Origin of the sequence: Rhizobium sp. CCGE 510, assembly GCF_000292525.1 — a bacterium.
In the GTDB taxonomy this organism is placed as follows: domain Bacteria; phylum Pseudomonadota; class Alphaproteobacteria; order Rhizobiales; family Rhizobiaceae; genus Rhizobium.
In genome coordinates this window covers 57,911-75,309 of the sequence record NZ_AEYF01000012.1, presented here as the reverse complement: position 1 = coordinate 75,309, position 17,399 = coordinate 57,911, and the positions used below count along the sequence as shown (strand labels likewise).

Below are 17,399 nucleotides of genomic sequence, written 5' to 3'. Positions count from 1 at the left end.
GAAGGTGCCGGCAGGCGGATGAGGGGCCTCACCGGTTCTCCTGGCCGGAATGCTGCCCAAAACCCCTGACCCAGGTGTGGCCAAAATGCCCCGGAAACCACCCTTGCTGCAACTTGAGGGCACAAAAAAATCCCCGTCCCATTGTTTCGCATTTGCAGCATCCCTATTTTGACTTTTGACCATGAACCGCCGTGAAAAGGACTGCCCGTCCGATCCCCCGATAGGGAGCAGAGGGGTGCCGCTGCCGGGCTCTCGGCAGATCGTTGACAAATAATACCGCTCGTACATCCTGATTTCCTTGTGACCTGCGCATGAAAATGTGCCGGCCGGGGGATTTTTGGCTTTTGAGGATGGCGTGGCTTATGAGGATCATACCGAGAATGAGCACGATCGAATCCAGCGTCTCCTCCATCCTGTTGGACCGGGTCGCCGAATGGCTGACCAACTCTTCGCTGGCCGGAGACGAGCTGGAAAATATCGTGCGCGGTTTCTGCGAACGGCTCGCCTCCGCCGGCCTGCCGATTGCGCGCGTGCATCTGACCTTTTCGATGCTGCATCCGCTCTACGACGCCCTGAGCTTCACTTGGCGGCGCGCCAGTGGCGTCACCATCGAGGGCTTCCGCATGCCGGCCGGGCAGAAGCCGGACCGCTTCCTGCAAAGCCCTTATTATTACCTGCTCGACAACAATCTGCAGCACATCCGCCGCCGGCTGATGCAGGAAGGGCCAGCCGAATTCCCGATCTTCGAGGACCTGCGCAAGGACAAGATCACCGATTACCTCGCCTTCGTGCAGCCGTTCGGCGACGGCTCGGTGCAGGGCATGATGGGCTCCTGGTCGACCGACCACCATAATGGCTTTTCCGACGACATGATCGACGCGCTGATCAGGATGCAGAACCATCTGGCGGTCGCCGCCAAGATGGCGGTGCTGGGCAAGCTCGCCAACAACATGCTGACCACCTATCTCGGCGGCGATGCCGGCAAGCGGGTGCTGAACGGCCAGATCCGCCGCGGCGACGGCGAGACGATCCGTGCGGCCCTTGTTATGGGCGACATGCGCGAATCCACCATGTATGCCGAAAAAGAAGGCCGCCAGGCCTATATCGACACGCTGAACCAGTTCTTCGACGCGATCGCCGCGCCGTTCAACCGCAATGGCGGCGAGATCCTGAGTTTCCTCGGCGACGGCTTTCTCGCCGTCTATCCCTGCGGGCGCCACAAGGACCCATCGAAAATTGCCTGCGAGGCAGCACTTTCGGCCGTCCATCAGGCGCAAGCGCGGGTCGCCGAGCTCAACAGGGATCGCGAGGCGAAAGGCCTCAGCAAAGTCGGTTACGGCATCGGCCTGCATGTCGGCAACGTCATGTTCGGCAATGTCGGCCTCAAGGACCGGTTGACCTTCTCCGCCTTCGGCTCGGCGGTCAACGAGGTGCAGCGCCTGCAGATCCTGACGAAGAAATACGGTCGCGAGGTCGTCGCCAGCCAGGCCTTCGCCGGTTATTGCGGCGGCGAATGGACGACGCTCGGTGAAGAGAAACTGCGCGGCATCCGCCAGAAGGTGACGGTGCTGCAGCCGCGTGCGCCGGCCCCCGCGATCAACGTCGACGAGAGCTTCCGTGAGGCCGTGCAGAACGGACTTTCCGAAGCCGAACAGGTCATTCTCCTGCACCGGGACGCCAAGAAACAAGTCGAGCGCACAACCATGGAGAAGTTCATCCAGTAAAGCCACGAAAGTCTTGCCATAAATCTGCGCATCTCGCCTGAGGAACTTCGGCGGGATGTGGCAGTTTTCCCTTGATTGTCATCTGCTAGACACCCCGTTTGCGGTACGATAGTGTGCCTCAACGGGAACATAGAAGACTGGGGAATTTCATTGGTATGGCGTCTGCGGCCGATTTGTTGCGTATTGAAAATCTCGACGTTTCCTTCTCGGTTTTCGGCGACCGGCTGCGCGTCGTAAAGGAAGCCAATCTTCGCATCCTTCCGGGCAAGGTCACCGCCCTCGTCGGTGAATCCGGCTCCGGCAAATCGGTGATCAGCCAGTCGATCATGGGCATTCTGCCCAACCCGGCCAGCGCCTCCGGCCGCATCCTCTTCACAGATCCGCTCGACGGTACCGCGACCGATATTCTGTCGCTGTCGCGCGACAGTGAGGAAATGCGCGACCTGCGCGGCCGGCGCATGGCGACGATCTTCCAGGAGCCGATGACCTCGCTGTCGCCGCTGCACACCGTCGGCAACCAGATCAGCGAAGCGCTGCTGATCCATACCGAAGCCGACAAGCAGGAAGCACGTGAGAAGACCGAGGAGATGCTCGGCCTCGTCGGCTTCTCCAATCCACACCGCACCTACGACATGTATCCGTTCGAGCTGTCCGGCGGCATGCGCCAGCGCGCTATGATTGCCATGGCGCTGATCTGCAAGCCGGCGCTGTTGATCGCCGACGAGCCGACGACGGCGCTCGACGTGACGATCCAGGCGCAGATCCTCGAGCTGCTGCGCGATCTGCAGGCCAAGCTCGGCATGGCGATGCTGCTTATCACCCACGATCTCGGCATCGTCGCCAATATGGCCGACGAGGTGGTCGTCATCTATCACGGCGAGATCATGGAGGCCGGGCCGGTCGAGGCGATCTTCCGCAATCCTCAGCATCCCTATCTCAAGGCGCTGATGGCCGCCGTTCCGCATTTCGACATGAAACCCGGCGAGCGGCTGAAGGCGCTGCGCGACGTGCCGGTCAATCTCGAGACCCTGGTCGGCAAGAAAAAGCCCCTGCAGGCGGAGGCGCCGGGCACACTGCTTTCCGTCGCCAACCTGTCGAAAACCTACAAGACGCGCAAGCGCAGTTTCCTCGGCAAGCATGAAGCCGCCGTCGTGCACGCCGTCGACGACGTCAGCTTCGACATCCGCCGCGGCGAATGCCTCGGCCTGGTCGGCGAGTCCGGCTGCGGCAAGACGACGCTCAGCAAGATCCTGATGCGCGCCATCACGCCCGACAGCGGCGCGGTGGTATTCAACGACGGCAAGGACGTGATCGACGTGCTTTCGGTGCGCGGCGAAGCACTGCAGGATATGCGCACCAAAATCCAGATGGTGTTCCAGGATCCGGTCTCCTCGCTCTCGCCGCGCATGACGGTGCGCAACATCCTGAGCGAACCGCTGGAAATCCACGACCGCGGCGACGGTGACGAACGCAAGCGCAAGGTCGAAGGGCTGATGGCGGCGATCGGCCTCGACAAGCGTTATCTCAGCCGTTACCCGCACAGTTTTTCGGGCGGCCAGCGCCAGCGCATCGGTATTGCGCGTGCCCTGGCGCTCGGCCCGAAGCTCATCATCCTCGACGAGCCGGTCTCGGCGCTTGACGTCTCGGTGCAGGCGCAGATCCTCAATCTGTTGAAGGATCTGCAAAAAGAGCTGGGGCTGACCTATCTGTTCATCTCGCACAATCTCGCCGTCGTTGATTACATGGCCGACCGCATCGCGGTGATGTGCAAGGGCCGCATCGTCGAGATCGCGCCGCGCGAAATCATCCTGCGTGATCCGGTGCACCCCTATACGAAATCGCTGCTCGCCGCCGTCCCCTTCCCCGATCTCGACCGGCCGCTCGATTTCAAGGCGCTCCGGGAAAACGGCGCTGCCGACAAGCAGAACTGGGGCGTGACCTTCACAGCCGAGCATGACGACGCCTCCGAGCTGGCCTATGCCGATCTCGGCGACGGCCATCTGGTGCGTGCCCGCAAAGGCGCCGATGCCAGGGAGTTGCGCTGATGGTGACGCGTCGCATTTTTCTGGGCGGCCTGGTCGGCGCGGCGATCGCCCCGGCAGTGCTTCGGGCCGAACAGGCCGGCGAGCCGGAATTCCTCAAGGAGCAGCTGACATCCGGCAGCCTGCCGCCGATGGCCGAGCGCATTCCCGCTCGCCCGCGCATCGTCAATCTGAAAGAAATGGGGCTTGCACCCGGCAGCTACGGCGGCACGGTGCGCACCATCATCGGCAGCCAGCGCGACATCCGCTTCATGACGATCTACGGCTATGCCCGCATGGTCGGCTACAACAAGCACCTGCAGTTCCAGCCGGATATTCTCGCCGATTTCCGCTCGGAGGACGACACGGTCTTCACCTTCACGCTGCGCGAGGGCCATAAATGGTCCGACGGCCAGCCGTTTACGGCCGACGATTTCCGCTACTGGTGGGAAGACGTCATCCTGAACGACAAGCTGACGCCCGGCGGCGGCGCGCTGGAGCTTCGCCCGCATGGCAGCCTGCCGCGCTTCGAGATGCTCGATCCGCTGACGGTGCGCTACACTTGGGATAAACCCAACCCGATGTTCCTGCCGACGCTGGCCGGCCCTATCCCGCTGGTCATCGTCGGGCCGGCGCATTATCTCAAGCAGTTCCATAAGAAGTTCCAGCCTGACCAGGCGAAGATGGACCAGATGATGCAGGCCAACCGCGTCAAGAAGTGGCAGGATCTGCACATCAAGATGGCCCGCTCCTACCGGCCTGAGAATCCCAGCCTGCCGACGCTCGATCCCTGGCGCAACACGACGCCGCTGCCGGCCGAACAATTCGTCTTCGACCGCAACCCGTTCTTCCACCGCGTCGACGAGACCGGCCAGCAGCTTCCCTATCTCGACCGGTTCATCCTCAATGTCTCCTCCTCGTCGATCATCGCCGCCAAGGCGGGCGCCGGCGAGGCCGATCTGCAGGCGACCGGCATCGATTTCAACGACTACACCTTCCTGAAGGAGGCCGAGAAGCGCTTCCCGGTAAAAGTCAATCTCTGGAAGGTGGCGCGCGGCTCACGCATCACGCTGTTGCCGAACCTCAACTGCGCCGACGAGGTGTGGCGCGGCCTTTTCCGTGACGTGCGCCTGCGCCGCGCCTTGTCGCTGGCGATCGACCGGCACGAGATCAACATGGTCGCCTTCTACGGCCTCGGCACCCCAAGCGCCGATACCGTCCTGCCCGACAGCCCGCTGTTCAAGCAGGAATATGCCGATTCCTTCGTGAAGTTCGATGTCGACGAGGCCAACCGCCTGCTCGACGAGCTCGGCCTGACCAACCGCGGCGATGACGGCACCCGGCTGCTGCCGGACGGGCGGCGCGCCGAGATCACCGTCGAGACCGCCGGCGAGAGCAATCTCGATACCGACGTGCTGGAGCTGGTGCACGATCACTGGGCCAATATCGGCCTTGCGCTCTATACCCGCACCTCGCAGCGCGACGTCTTCCGCAACCGCGCCATGAGCGGTTCGATCATGATGTCGATCTGGTACGGCCTCGACAATGGCGTGCCGACGGCCGACATGTCGCCGGCCGGGCTGGCACCGACACTCGACGATCAGCTGCAATGGCCGCTCTGGGGCATGCATTACCTCTCCGCCGGCCAGGAGGGCGCTGCACCGGACTTGCCTGAGGCAGCCGAACTGGTCGACCTGCTCGGCCAATGGGGCTCGACGGCGAAGTTCGAGGAGCGCCAGGTGATCTGGCACAAGATGCTGTCGCTCTATACGCAGCAGGTGTTCTCGATCGGGCTGATCAACAGCACGCTACAGCCGGTCCTTTGCGCCGCCAAGCTGCAGAACCTGCCGGAAAAAGCCCTCTACGGCTTCGATCCGACCTCCTATCTCGGCATCTACATGCCGGATGCATTCTGGTACAAGGAGGCCTAGGCGTGCTCAGATACATTCTCTGGCGCATCGCCGCCATGGTGCCGACGCTCTTCGTCATTTCGGCGCTGGTTTTCACCATCATCGAGCTGCCGCCGGGCGACTTCTTCGAAAGCCAGATCGCCGAACTGCGCGCCTCCGGCGAAACCGCCAATCTCCAGGAAATCGAGGAGATGCGCCAGCAATACGGCTTCGACAAGCCGGAGATCGTGCGCTATTTCTACTGGGTCGGCGGCATGCTGCACGGCGATTTCGGCTATTCCTTCGAATACCAGCTGCCGGTTTCCGACGTCGTCGGCGAGCGCCTGTGGCTGACGATCCTCGTCTCCTTCACGACGATCCTGCTGACCTGGCTGATCGCCTTTCCGATCGGCATCTATTCGGCCACGCACCAGTATAGCTGGAGCGATTATGGGCTGACCTTCTTCGGCCTGCTCGGCATCGCCATCCCGAACTTCATGCTGGCGCTGATCCTGATGTATTTCGCCAATATCTGGTTCGGCATCTCGATCGGCCATCTGATGGACCAGCAATATATCTCGGCGCCGATGAGCTGGGAGAAGGCGCGGTCGATCCTCTCCCACCTGTGGATCCCCGTCATCATTGTCGGCACGGCCGGCACCGCCGGCATGATCCGCCGGCTCCGCGCCAACCTGCTCGACGAGATGCAGAAGCAATATGTGACGACGGCGCGCGCCAAAGGTCTGCATCCGATGCGGGCGCTGCTGAAATATCCGCTGCGCATGGCGCTCAACTTCTTCGTCGCCGATATCGGCTCGATCCTGCCGTCGATCATCTCCGGCGCCGAGATCGTCGCGATCGTGCTGTCGCTGGAAACGACGGGGCCGATGCTCATCAAGGCGCTGCAGAGCCAGGACATGTATCTCGCCGGCTCCTTCCTGATGTTTCTGGCCTTCCTCAACGTCATCGGCGTTTTGATCTCCGACATCGCCCTCGGCTTCCTCGATCCCCGCATCCGTCTGCAAGGCAGGAGCACCAAATAATGTCGCCCCTTCCCGCACCCGGCGCGCCGCTTCCGCATTACGTCTCGACCGCGCCTTTCGACCCCTTGGCGACCGAGACCATGACGGCGGCGCAATCGCGCATCCATCTCGCCTCGCAGAAGCAGCTGATGTGGTGGAAGTTCAAGCAGCACAAGCTGGCCTTGATCTCCGGCATCTTTCTCGCCCTGGTCTATCTGATGATCCTGATCGTCGAATTCCTGGCACCCTACGGTCTGCACACGCGCAACGTCGATTTTATCCATGCACCGCCGCAAAGTGTCCACTTCTTCGACAAGGGCAGCTTCGTCGGTCCGTTCGTCTACGGCCGCAGCATGACGCTTGATCTCGACACGCTGCACCGCGTCTATGCCGACAGGCCGAACGACGTGCAGCCGATCCGCTTCTTCTGCCGCGGCGATGCCTATAAATTCTGGGGAATTGCCGCCTCGAACTATCACCTGGTCTGCCCGGCGATCGGCGGGCAGATGTTCCTGCTCGGTACCGATAGGCTTGGCCGTGACGTGCTGTCGCGCATTCTCTACGGCGCACGGATATCGCTGACGATCGGTCTGATCGGCATTTCGATCAGCTTCGTGCTCGGCATCGTCATCGGCGGCCTTGCCGGCTATCGTGGCGGCATTTTCGATCTCATCGTACAGCGCCTGATCGAAGTGCTGCAATCGCTGCCGAGCCTGCCGCTGTGGATGGCGCTGGCGGCGATCATGCCGGTGACCTGGAGCCCGATCGTCATCTATTTTGGCATCACCGTCATCCTCGGCATCATCGACTGGACCGGGCTAGCGCGTGCCGTGCGCTCCAAGCTGCTGGCGCTGCGCGAGGAAGATTATGTCCAGGCGGCACAGCTGATGGGCGCCAGCACGCCGCGCATCATCGGCCGGCATCTGGTGCCGGGTTTCATGTCGCATCTGATTGCCTCGGCGACGATTTCAATCCCTGGCATGATCCTCGGCGAAACCGCGCTTTCCTTCCTCGGCCTCGGCCTTCGCCCACCGATCACCAGCTGGGGTATTCTGCTGACCGAGGCAAAAAGCGTCAGCGTCATCGCCTTTTATCCTTGGCTGCTCTATCCGATCATTCCTGTTGTTCTTGTCATTTTGGCGTTCAACTTTCTGGGAGACGGCTTGCGTGATGCGGCAGATCCCTACAAATAGCAGAAAACCCGGCGGCGCTTCACGGCACCGCCCCCACCTCTTGGCCTCCGGACGGTGGGGGTACTAAGCATGTTGTTCACCCCAGAAGGAACGCCCATGTCCAGACGTCTCGAAGATGCACGCATCCTCATGTACAGTCACGACACCTTCGGTCTCGGCCATCTGCGCCGCTGTCGCGCCATCGCCCATGCGCTGGTCGAGGATTATCGCGGCCTCAACATCCTGATCATTTCGGGGGCCACGATCGCCGGCGCCTTCGATTATCGCGCCCGCGTCGACTTCGTGAAGATCCCGAGCGTCATCAAACTCCGCAACGGCGAATATACGTCGCTCGCCAGCCATATCGATCTGCACGAGACGCTGAAGATGCGCGAATCGAGCATCCGCCATACCGCCGAGACCTTCCAGCCCGATATTTTCATCGTCGACAAGGAGCCGATGGGACTGAAGGGCGAGGTTGAGGATACCCTGGCCTATCTCAAGGCGCGCGGCACCGTCCTGGTGCTCGGCCTGCGCGAAGTCATGGACGCACCGCATCTGCTCGACGCCGAGTGGAAGAGGAACGGCATCATGCAGAAGATCGACCAATATTACGACAGTGTCTGGGTCTATGGTCCGCCTGATTTCTACGATCCGCTTGTTGGTCTCGACGTGCCGGCCAGCCTGCGCCGGAAGATGGATTTCGTCGGTTTCCTGCAGCGCAGCGTCTCCAAGGGCAAGACCTCGGTCAACGCCCGCAAGGATAATTACCTCCTGGTCACGACAGGCGGCGGCGGCGACGGCTCCGATCTCGTCCACGACGTGATGAACGCCTATGAGGCCGATCCGACGCTGACGCAGAAGGCGCTCGTCGTGCTCGGACCCTATATGCCGGCCGCCGAGCGCGCCAAGTTGGTGCAGAAGGGGGAAGCCATCCCGTATATCGAGGTGATCGAGTTCGACAACCACATGGAAGAGCTGATCGACGGCGCCACCGGCGTCGTTGCCATGGGCGGTTACAATACCTATTGCGAGATCCTCTCCTTCGACAAGCCGGCCCTCATCGTGCCGCGCGTCAAGCCGCGCGAGGAACAGTTGCTGCGCGCCCAACGGGCAAGCGCACTCGGCCTCGTCGACATGCTGCTGCCGGAACAGTCCGTCGACCCGACCATCATGGCCGAGGCTCTGAAGCGCCTGCCCTCCCGCCTGCCGCCGTCGAAGAGCGGCAGCAATATGCATCTCGAAGGGCTCGACCACATCTCGCAGACCGTCGGCCGATGGATCGATGGCCGCGCCAGCCATCTTTCCCTCGTCGGCGCGGAATAGGCCAAAGCCTTGCCGCCACGTCGCAAGATCCTCGTCGTGCTGAAAGGCTATCCCCGCCTTTCGGAGACCTTCATCGCCCAGGAGCTGCTCGGTCTCGAAAAGGCCGGCTTCGACCTGACTCTGATTTCGATGCGACGGCCAACCGACAAGAAGCGCCATCCCGTCCATGACGAGATCAAAGCGCGGGTCGTCTACCTGCCGGAATATCTGCATGAGGAACCGATCCGTGTGCTGAAAGGCCTGGTCGCCGGTTTCTCCAAACCCGGCTTCAAGGCGCTGATCAAACGTTTCCTCGCGGATCTCAAGCGCGACCTCTCCCGCAACCGCTTCCGCCGTCTTGGCCAGGCACTGGTGCTGGGACGCGAATGGCCGGACGGGGGGCAATGGTTGCATGCCCATTTCATCCATACGCCGGCCTCGGTGACGGAATATGCCAGCATCCTCACCGGCACGCCCTGGACCTGTTCGGCGCATGCCAAGGACATATGGACGTCGCCCGACTGGGAGTTGCACGAGAAACTCGGCAGCGCCCGCTGGGCCGTCACCTGCACCAGGACGGGCTATGAACACATGCGCGCACTGACATCCCGCAAGGATGCGGTGCACTTGAGCTACCATGGGCTCGATCTTGCCCGTTTCGGCCATTTTGCCGGCGAGCGTTCGGACAGGACCGGCAGCGACCCCGCCGATCCCGCCTTCATCCTCAGCGTCGGCCGCGCCGTCGAAAAGAAGGGCTACGACGTGCTGCTGCGGGCGCTGGCCCTGCTGCCGGCCGACCTCCACTGGCGCATGGACCATATCGGCGGCGGCGAGGAACTTGCGAAACTGAAGGCGCTGGCGGCCGAACTCGGCCTTGCCGACCGCATCGTCTGGAAGGGCGCCATGGCGCAGGAAGACGTGCTCGATCACTACCGCCGCGCCGACCTCTTCGCGCTTGCCTGCCGGATCGCCGCCAACGGCGACCGCGATGGCCTGCCCAACGTGCTGGTGGAAGCCTCGAGCCAGCGGCTCGTCTGCCTCTCGACCGACGTATCCGGCGTGCCGGAACTGTTGACCAACGGTGAAAACGGCCTGATCGTGCCGCCGGAGGATCCGGCGCTGCTTGCCAAAGCGCTGGAGGCGGCGATCCGCGACCCGGCCCTGCGCAAGCGCCTCGGCGATGCCGCCGAAAAGCGGGTGCGCGACGATTTCGACTATCACTCCAGCATCAGACAGCTCACCGGCCTGTTCGAGGCCGAATGGCAGAAGGCGTCATGACGGCACCGCGCATCTTCTTCTACGTCCAGCATCTGCTCGGCATCGGCCATATAGCTCGCGCCAGCCGCATCGCCAGTGCGCTCGCCAAGGACGGTTTCGACGTCACCGTCGTCACCGGCGGCCTGCCGGTCCCGGGTTTTCCGGGCGAAGGCGTGAAGACCGTGGCGCTGCCGGCGGTCGTTGCCAGCAATGCCGGTTTTTCCGGTCTCGCCGATGCCGATGGCCGGCCGGCCGGCGAGGATTTCCTCCATGCCCGGCGCGACTTGCTGCTCGATGCTTTCCATGTCGCAAAACCCGACGTGGTCATCATCGAAGCCTTCCCCTTCGGCCGTCGGCAGATGCGCTTCGAATTGCTGCCGTTGCTTGCCGCGATCGACAAGGCCGAGCCCCGGCCGAAACTCCTGAGCTCGGTGCGCGACATTCTGCAGGAAAACCGCAAGGCCGGCCGCGACGCGGAGACCGCTGCTCTGGTCAAGGAGCATTTCGATACTGTGCTCGTCCACGGCGATCCGAGCTTCGTCAGGCTGGAGGACACCTTCCCGTTGACGGCGGAGATCGCCGACAGGCTGCGTTATACCGGCCTCGTCGCAGCGCCGCCGGCGCCGGAACCGGCCGAGACATTCGACATCATCGCATCGGCGGGAGGCGGTGCAGTCGGCGCCGCGCTGATCGGCGCGTCAAAAGAGGCGGCGGCGTTATTGCCCGCCGATCTCCGCTGGCTGCTGATATCGGGCCCCAACCTGCCGGAAGCCGATTTCGCCGCGCTGGCAGAGAATGCGCCTGCGAATGTCACACTGGTGCGCTTCCGCAAGGATTTTCCCTCGCTGCTGCGCGGCGCCAAGGTGTCGATCTCGCAGGCCGGCTATAACACGGTCGGCGATCTGCTGCGTACCGAATGCCGAGCAATCCTCATTCCCTTCGTTGTCGGCGGCGAGACGGAGCAGACAGTGCGCGCTGAACGGCTGCAGGCGCTTGATCTCGCCGACATCCTACCGGAAACCGGCCTGACGGCCGGCCATGTGAAAGAAGCCGTCGAAAAGGCGCTCACCACGCCGCGCCGCGAGCCCGTATTGCTCGATCTCGACGGCGCCGAGAAAACCGCTGGCATCATTCGCTCCATGCTTTCCGAATCGCTCGCCTAATCCAAAATTCCTGTGATATAAGCAATGTTCCGGCGAGAATCGGCGTTTCTGCAGCCGGTCGCTTCGCCTTGTTTTCATTGCGATATCGGCGGTCCGGCTGCATGGTCCTGTTCTCAACAATCCTCTCCATCCCGGCCCCCGGAAATTCCCAGCAAGCTGACGGTTAGCCATGGAAAAAAGCCTCGCCCGCTACATCTGGAAGAACACGCGGCTGCAGCAGCTGTGGATTCTGGCTGTCGTCGCCGCCTCGATGGTACCCTACTTCCTGTCTTTCGACCTGCCGAAGCAGATCGTCAATGGACCGATCCAGGGGGACGGCTTCGAAGGTCCGGGCGCACGGCAGACCTTCATGCACATTGCCTACGACATCCCGCTGATCGGCCATGTCGAGTTCTTTCAAGGTTTGCAGCTCAACCGCTTCCAGATGCTGATGGCCCTCAGCCTGGTGTTCCTGGCGCTGGTGGTGCTGAACGGCCTCTTCAAGTTCTATATCAACACCTATAAGGGCCGGCTTGGCGAGCGTATGCTGCGCCGTATCCGCTTCGAGCTGGTCGACCGGGTGCTGCGTTTTCCGCCCATCCACTTCAAGCGGGTAAAATCGGCCGAGATCGCCACGATGATCAAGGACGAGGTGGAGCCGATGGGCGGCTTCACCGGCGATGCCTTCGTTTCCCCTGCCCTTCTCGGCGGCCAGGCGATCACCGCGCTCGCCTTCATTATCGTCCAGAATTTCTGGCTCGGCATGATCGCCGCCGGCATCGTCGGCGTCCAGGCCATCGTCATCCCCCGCATGCGCAAGCGGCTGCTGGACCTCGGCCGCCAGCGGCAGCTGACGGCACGCGAACTTTCCGGCCGTGTCGGTGAAATCGTCGACGGCATCGGCACGATCCACGGCAACGACACATCAAATCTTGAACGCGCCGACATCGCCTCGCGGCTCGGCCGGATCTTTTCGATCCGCTACGACCTTTACCAGTGGAAGTTCCTGGTCAAGTTCATCAACAACTTCCTTGCCCAGGTTACGCCTTTCCTGTTCTACGCGATCGGCGGCTACCTGGCGCTGCAGGGCCGGCTCGATATCGGCCAGCTCGTCGCCGTCATATCAGCCTATAAGGACCTGCCCGGGCCGCTGAAGGAACTGATCGACTGGGACCAGATGCGCCAGGACGTGCAGGTGAAGTACCAGCAGGTCTATGAGCAGTTCAATGTCGAACCGCTGATCGACAGCCGCATCCAGGAGCTCGCCACTGCCCCGGTGGGGCCGCTGACACATGCGTTCGTCGTCACCAACCTCTCACTCTCCGACGACAGCGGCGCCCGCCTCGTCGACCACGTCTCCGTCGAGATCAAACCCAACGAGACGGTTGCGATCGTCGGCCCGAACGGCAGCGGCGCGGAAGCTTTCGCCGAAGCGCTCGGACGCATGGTCTGGCCGGATTCCGGCCGCATCACCATCGACGGGCAGGACCTGCTCGATATGCCGGAATCGATCACCGGCCGGCGCATCTCCTATGCCTCGGCCGATACGTTTTTCTTCCATGGCACGCTCGCCAGCAATCTGCTCTATGGCCTCAAGCACGCGCCGATGACCGATCCGGTCTACGACGAGCAGGCAGCGCTCGAATATAAATGGCATTCCATCGAGGCGGTGAAGGCCGGCAATCCCACGCTCGACCTCAACAGCGACTGGGTGGACTACAAGGCAGCCGGCGCCAACGGACCGGAAGACCTTTTGAAAGCGATCCGCCCGGTGCTTGACGCCGTGTTGATCTCGCAGGACATCCTCGATCTGGCGCTGCGTTCGACCGTCAACACCGACGTGCATGTGGCCGTCAGCGACCACGTCGTCGCGCTGCGTGCCTCGCTCCGAGACCGGCTGCGCGACGAAGGGCTCGACACGATCGTCGTGCCTTTCGATTTCGACGCTTATAACGGCCAGGCGACGGTTGGCGAGAACCTGCTCTTCGGCACGATGAAGCGGCCGCTGATGACCAATCGCCGGCTCGCCGCGCATCCCTATTTCCAGCAGCTGTTCCGCGAGACCGGCCTCAGCACCGATCTTTACGCCATGGGCCTGGAGATCGCCGAGAACGCGGTGGAACTCTTCCACGATCTGCCGCCGGACCATCCGTTCTTCCAGCAGCTGACCTTCATGACGGCGGACGATATTCCGACCTACCAGGCGCTGCTGCAGAAACTGCAAAGCCGCCGCTTCGAGGACGCGACGCCGGAGGAACGTTCGGCCATCATCCGGCTGAGTTTTGCCTATATCGAGCCGCGTCACCGCTTCGGCTTGCTGACGGACGAGCTGATGGGCAAGATCGTCAGCGCCCGCAAGCAGTTCCACGAGCATATACCAGCCGATCTCGCCGAACTGATCGAGCGCTACGACGCCGAGCGTTTCACCCCGTCGGCAAGCCTGATGGACAATGTGCTCTTCGGCCGCATCGCCTATCAGCAGGCCGACGCCTCCGATCGCATCCGCGGCATCATGGGCGAACTGTTCGACGCACTCGATCTGTATGACGATGTCCTGTCGATTGGGCTCGAATTCGACGTCGGTTCCGGCGGCAAACGGCTGACGATGGTGCAGCGGCAGAAGCTGAACCTTGCCCGTGCGCTGTTGAAACGCTCTGACTATTTCATCTTCAATCGGCCGCTATCGGCACTCGACCAGCGCGTTCAGGATCAGATCACCCGCAACATCGTCGAGGATCTGCACGAGGAGGGCCATCGGCCGGCAATCATCTGGGTGCTTTCCAATGCCCGGATGGCAGAGGTGTTCGACCGGATCCTGCTCTTCGACCGCGGCGGATTGGCGGAGGCCGGAAACTATCCGGAACTTTCCGAGAAAAACGGGATGTTCAAGGAACTGTTATCGTAATATTCTACTGGGGCGGCGATGGTAGGCGTTCCCGACGGGACGCCCGGAATTGAAGACGCAGGGTTCCAAGAACCGCGCGTCAGGGGATTGAAACGCTCATGCTGTTGAGAGACGAAGTCGAAATGCTGCGACGGGTGCCGATCTTTTCAAGGATTGCGCCAGCAAAGCTCAAGCTTTTGGCCTTCACCTCCGACCGCATGACCTACAAGGCCGGGCAGAACCTCTTCCATCAGGGCGATGTCGGCGACGCCGCCTATGTCATTCTTTCCGGCACCGCCGATATCATCGTCTCCTCGCCGGCCGGCGAGATCAAGGTCGCCGATGTCGAGCTCAATTCGATCGTCGGCGAAATCGCCATCCTCTGCGATGTCTCGCGCACGGCAACGGTACGCGCCACCTCGCCGCTCGAAGTGCTGCGCATCAGCAAAGAGCACTTCCTGAAGCTGCTCAGCGATTTCCCCGAGATGGCCGTCGAAATCATGCGCGTTCTCGCCGACCGCCTCAATCACACGACCGCGGAACTGACCGCAGCCCGGGCGGCAAAGCAGCCGCAGATGGCGCAGTAAAACGCATTTAGCGTTGCGGCGGCCATTGCTGGGCGCCGTGAAGAAAGCGCAGAATTTCCACCCTCTGTGCTTCTCTGTCGATGCGATAGATCAGCAGAAATGCAGTGCGCGGGATGACCAATTCCCGCGTTCCACTGAGACGGCCGCGACGTCCTGCCTCGGGGTGATCGGCGAGCATTTTGGCCTGATGTCGGATTACATCATCCAACGCGATTGCAGCTTTTGGATTTTGGGCGAAGATGTGCCGAATCTGACTTTCTCGATCCAGAAGAGCCTGGTGCAGCCACTTGACGATCAAGCCTTATCTCCAGATTCCAACTGCGCCAGCAGTTCAGCCCGAAGCTTGTCCATTCGCTCTTCGGCGTCCTGCGCACTAATCCAGATAGCGTTCGGATCATCGGCCTCCCGGATCGCTTCCTCGACCTGTTCGCGGAACCATTTGTCGTATTCGGCCGCCTCATGGGTCCGACGCAGAGCCGCAGCTCTATCCGGCCGCGACGCCGTCTGAGGGGCGTAATCGGCCGCATCGACATCGAACTGCGAGATGCCGACATCCTTGAGATAGGAAACCAGGGTATCCATGCGCTTGAACACACGCACCTGCCGGCTGCGTTGAGCGGCGAGCGGGCGCTCTGCCTTGCCATAGCGGATGACGACGGACCAACCGCCGGTTTTGCCGACAACATGCGCGCCATCGACCGCTCCTGCGTCGACAAGGCGGGAAAGGGTCGAATGATCGATAGTTTCCGCAGTCATGCCATATCCTCGTTCAAGCCGACAAAGATATGCATTTAATTATAAATTGCAATGCATTCAATAATTGAAATTGCGCAGTTCGCGTCGATGGCTGCCCCTCACCCTAACCCTCTCCCCGTAAAAAACGGGGAGAGGGGACGTGCCCTGCGAGAGGTTGGAGAGGGACGGAGGGGTTGCGGCTTGCCCCTTCGCCCCGTTTACGGGGAGAAGGTGCCGGCAGGCGGATGAGGGGCAGGCCTCGACCCCTCGCCTATTCGCGCTGTTCCAGCGCCTTGCTGAAGGCCAGCGCCGCCAGCGTGCAGATTGCGCCGGAGAGCAGGTAGTAGCCGACGAAGGTCAGGCCGAAGCGGCTGGAGAGGCTGAGCGCCACCAGCGGCGCGAAGCCGGCGCCGATCAGCCAGGCAAGGTCCGAGGTGAAGGCAGCACCGGTGTAACGATAGCCGCGGCCGAAGCGGGACGAGATCGAGCCGGTCGCCTGGCCGAAGGACAGGCCGAGCACGCCGAAGCCAACGATGACGAAAGCGTCATGGCCGCTGTTGCCGGAGGCGATCAGGATCGGCCCGACAAAGCTGAAGACGGCGATCAGGACGGCGCAGATGGCAAGCTGGGCGCGCCGGCCGATGCGATCGGCAATCAGGCCCGAGGCGATGATCGTGACGATGCCAACCATGGCGCCGACCACCTGCACGACCATGAAGGCGCCGATCGGCTGGTTGCCGTAAAGGCTCATCCAGCCGAGCGGGAAGATGGTGACGAGGTGGAACATAGCGAAACTGGCGAGCGGCACGAAGGCGCCGATCAGGATATCGCGGCCGTGAACGCGCAGCACGTCGAGGATCGGTGCGGCCTCCAGCTCGTGCTGCTCCAGCAGCGTGCCGAATTCCTTGGTCATCACCAGCCGCAGACGCGCAAACAGCGCCACGACGTTGATGGCGAAGGCGACGAAGAACGGATAACGCCAGCCCCAGGAAAGGAAATCCTCACTGGACAGATTGCCGACGAAATAACCGAACAGCGTGCTTGCCAGCGCAAAGCCGATCGGCGCGCCGAGCTGCGGGATCATCGCATACCAGCCACGGTGATTGGCCGGTGCATTGAGCGCCAGCAGCGAGGCAAGCCCGTCCCAGGCGCCGCCGAGCGCAAAACCCTGGCCGAGACGGAAGAGCGCCAGCAGCGCGATCGACCAGACGCCGATCTCGTCGTAACCGGGCAGGAAGGCGATCGAGGCGGTGGAGCCGCCGAGCAGGAAGAGCGCGATCGTCAGCTTGGTGCCGCGCCCGTACATCCGGTCGATGGTCATGAAGACGACCGAGCCGACCGGGCGGGCGAGGAAGGCGAGGGAGAAGATGGCGAAGGAATAGAGTGTTCCCGTCAGCCTGTCCGGCGCGAAGGGGAAGACGAGCTGTGGAAAGACCAGCACGGAGGCGAGGCCGTAGACGAAGAAATCGAAGAATTCCGACATGCGGCCAATGACCACGCCGACGGCGATGCTGCCCGGCGAAACCGGTTTGTCGTCGTGAATGCGCCGCGCGTCGCGTTCCAGCGACGACGATGACGGTCCGTAATTCGATGTTGATGCCATAAACGCCTCCTCGTTAAGGCGCTTCCGGCAAGGCGCCCCAAGCGTGATGTTGATCAAA

13 protein-coding genes are annotated in these 17,399 nt (G+C 62.3%); 10 read left to right on the top strand and 3 right to left on the bottom strand.

All coding sequences use genetic code 11. The features are described from left to right. The first annotated feature begins 380 nt into the window (after window positions 1-380). The 10 genes from RCCGE510_RS06335 to RCCGE510_RS06290 all read left to right on the top strand — a co-directional run bounded on the left by RCCGE510_RS06335 (window position 381) and on the right by RCCGE510_RS06290 (window position 15,003). Window positions 381-1,724 (top strand): adenylate/guanylate cyclase domain-containing protein, encoded by a 1,344-nt coding sequence (locus RCCGE510_RS06335; protein ID WP_007628237.1) that lies wholly within the window; start codon window positions 381-383, stop codon window positions 1,722-1,724. Window positions 1,725-1,879: 155 nt separating this feature from the next. Next, window positions 1,880-3,769: an ABC transporter ATP-binding protein gene (locus RCCGE510_RS06330; protein WP_007628235.1), complete on the top strand. Its 1,890-nt coding sequence runs from the start codon at window positions 1,880-1,882 to the stop codon at window positions 3,767-3,769. Continuing rightward, window positions 3,769-5,676 carry an ABC transporter substrate-binding protein gene (locus RCCGE510_RS06325; protein WP_007628234.1) on the top strand — a complete coding sequence of 636 codons (1,908 nt, stop codon included), beginning with the start codon at window positions 3,769-3,771 and terminating at the stop codon, window positions 5,674-5,676. The genes RCCGE510_RS06330 and RCCGE510_RS06325 overlap by 1 nt, the downstream gene beginning before the upstream one ends. Before the next feature lie 2 nt (window positions 5,677-5,678). Further along, a complete protein-coding gene (locus RCCGE510_RS06320) occupies window positions 5,679-6,677 on the top strand; it encodes an ABC transporter permease (RefSeq protein WP_007628233.1) in 999 nt (332 codons plus the stop codon). Continuing rightward, on the top strand, window positions 6,677-7,849 hold the full coding sequence (locus RCCGE510_RS06315; RefSeq protein ID WP_007628232.1) for an ABC transporter permease: 1,173 nt from the start codon (window positions 6,677-6,679) through the stop codon (window positions 7,847-7,849). The genes RCCGE510_RS06320 and RCCGE510_RS06315 overlap by 1 nt, the downstream gene beginning before the upstream one ends. Window positions 7,850-7,945: 96 nt before the next feature. Continuing rightward, window positions 7,946-9,154 (top strand): glycosyltransferase family protein, encoded by a 1,209-nt coding sequence (locus tag RCCGE510_RS06310; protein ID WP_007628231.1) that lies wholly within the window; start codon window positions 7,946-7,948, stop codon window positions 9,152-9,154. A gap of 9 nt (window positions 9,155-9,163) precedes the next feature. Next, on the top strand, window positions 9,164-10,411 hold the full coding sequence (locus RCCGE510_RS06305; RefSeq protein ID WP_007628230.1) for a glycosyltransferase: 1,248 nt from the start codon (window positions 9,164-9,166) through the stop codon (window positions 10,409-10,411). Continuing rightward, complete coding sequence (locus RCCGE510_RS06300; RefSeq protein ID WP_007628229.1) at window positions 10,408-11,553, top strand: glycosyltransferase; 1,146 nt, start codon at window positions 10,408-10,410, stop codon at window positions 11,551-11,553. The genes RCCGE510_RS06305 and RCCGE510_RS06300 overlap by 4 nt, the downstream gene beginning before the upstream one ends. Window positions 11,554-11,722: 169 nt before the next feature. Then, on the top strand, window positions 11,723-14,437 hold the full coding sequence (locus tag RCCGE510_RS06295) for an ABC transporter ATP-binding protein (RefSeq protein WP_007628228.1): 2,715 nt from the start codon (window positions 11,723-11,725) through the stop codon (window positions 14,435-14,437). Between the two features lie 98 nt (window positions 14,438-14,535). Further along, complete coding sequence (locus RCCGE510_RS06290) at window positions 14,536-15,003, top strand: cyclic nucleotide-binding domain-containing protein (protein WP_003563501.1); 468 nt, start codon at window positions 14,536-14,538, stop codon at window positions 15,001-15,003. A 7-nt stretch (window positions 15,004-15,010) separates the two neighbouring features. Here the strand turns inward: RCCGE510_RS06290 and RCCGE510_RS06285 are convergent, their stop codons facing one another. The 3 genes from RCCGE510_RS06285 to RCCGE510_RS06275 form a co-directional block, all read right to left on the bottom strand. Next, window positions 15,011-15,301, bottom strand: coding sequence for a type II toxin-antitoxin system RelE/ParE family toxin (locus RCCGE510_RS06285; protein WP_007628227.1), 291 nt, complete (start codon window positions 15,299-15,301; stop codon window positions 15,011-15,013). Continuing rightward, window positions 15,298-15,759, bottom strand: a complete 462-nt coding sequence (locus RCCGE510_RS06280; protein ID WP_007628226.1) for a hypothetical protein — start codon at window positions 15,757-15,759, stop codon at window positions 15,298-15,300. The genes RCCGE510_RS06285 and RCCGE510_RS06280 overlap by 4 nt, the downstream gene beginning before the upstream one ends. Window positions 15,760-16,009: 250 nt before the next feature. Further along, on the bottom strand, window positions 16,010-17,341 hold the full coding sequence (locus tag RCCGE510_RS06275; RefSeq protein WP_007628225.1) for an MFS transporter: 1,332 nt from the start codon (window positions 17,339-17,341) through the stop codon (window positions 16,010-16,012). Window positions 17,342-17,399: the final 58 nt, after the last annotated feature.

Excerpts from the sequence above, each read along its gene's own strand:
- RCCGE510_RS06335 (WP_007628237.1), top strand. The coding sequence starts at position 381 with ATGAGCACGATCGAATCCAGCGTCTCCTCCATCCTGTTGGACCGGGTC.
- RCCGE510_RS06330 (WP_007628235.1), top strand. The coding sequence starts at position 1,880 with ATGGCGTCTGCGGCCGATTTGTTGCGTATTGAAAATCTCGACGTTTCC.
- RCCGE510_RS06325 (WP_007628234.1), top strand. The coding sequence starts at position 3,769 with ATGGTGACGCGTCGCATTTTTCTGGGCGGCCTGGTCGGCGCGGCGATC.
- RCCGE510_RS06315 (WP_007628232.1), top strand. The coding sequence starts at position 6,677 with ATGTCGCCCCTTCCCGCACCCGGCGCGCCGCTTCCGCATTACGTCTCG.
- RCCGE510_RS06310 (WP_007628231.1), top strand. The coding sequence starts at position 7,946 with ATGTCCAGACGTCTCGAAGATGCACGCATCCTCATGTACAGTCACGAC.
- RCCGE510_RS06300 (WP_007628229.1), top strand. The coding sequence starts at position 10,408 with ATGACGGCACCGCGCATCTTCTTCTACGTCCAGCATCTGCTCGGCATC.
- RCCGE510_RS06295 (WP_007628228.1), top strand. The coding sequence starts at position 11,723 with ATGGAAAAAAGCCTCGCCCGCTACATCTGGAAGAACACGCGGCTGCAG.
- RCCGE510_RS06290 (WP_003563501.1), top strand. The coding sequence starts at position 14,536 with ATGCTGTTGAGAGACGAAGTCGAAATGCTGCGACGGGTGCCGATCTTT.
- RCCGE510_RS06280 (WP_007628226.1), bottom strand. The coding sequence starts at position 15,759 with ATGACTGCGGAAACTATCGATCATTCGACCCTTTCCCGCCTTGTCGAC.
- RCCGE510_RS06275 (WP_007628225.1), bottom strand. The coding sequence starts at position 17,341 with ATGGCATCAACATCGAATTACGGACCGTCATCGTCGTCGCTGGAACGC.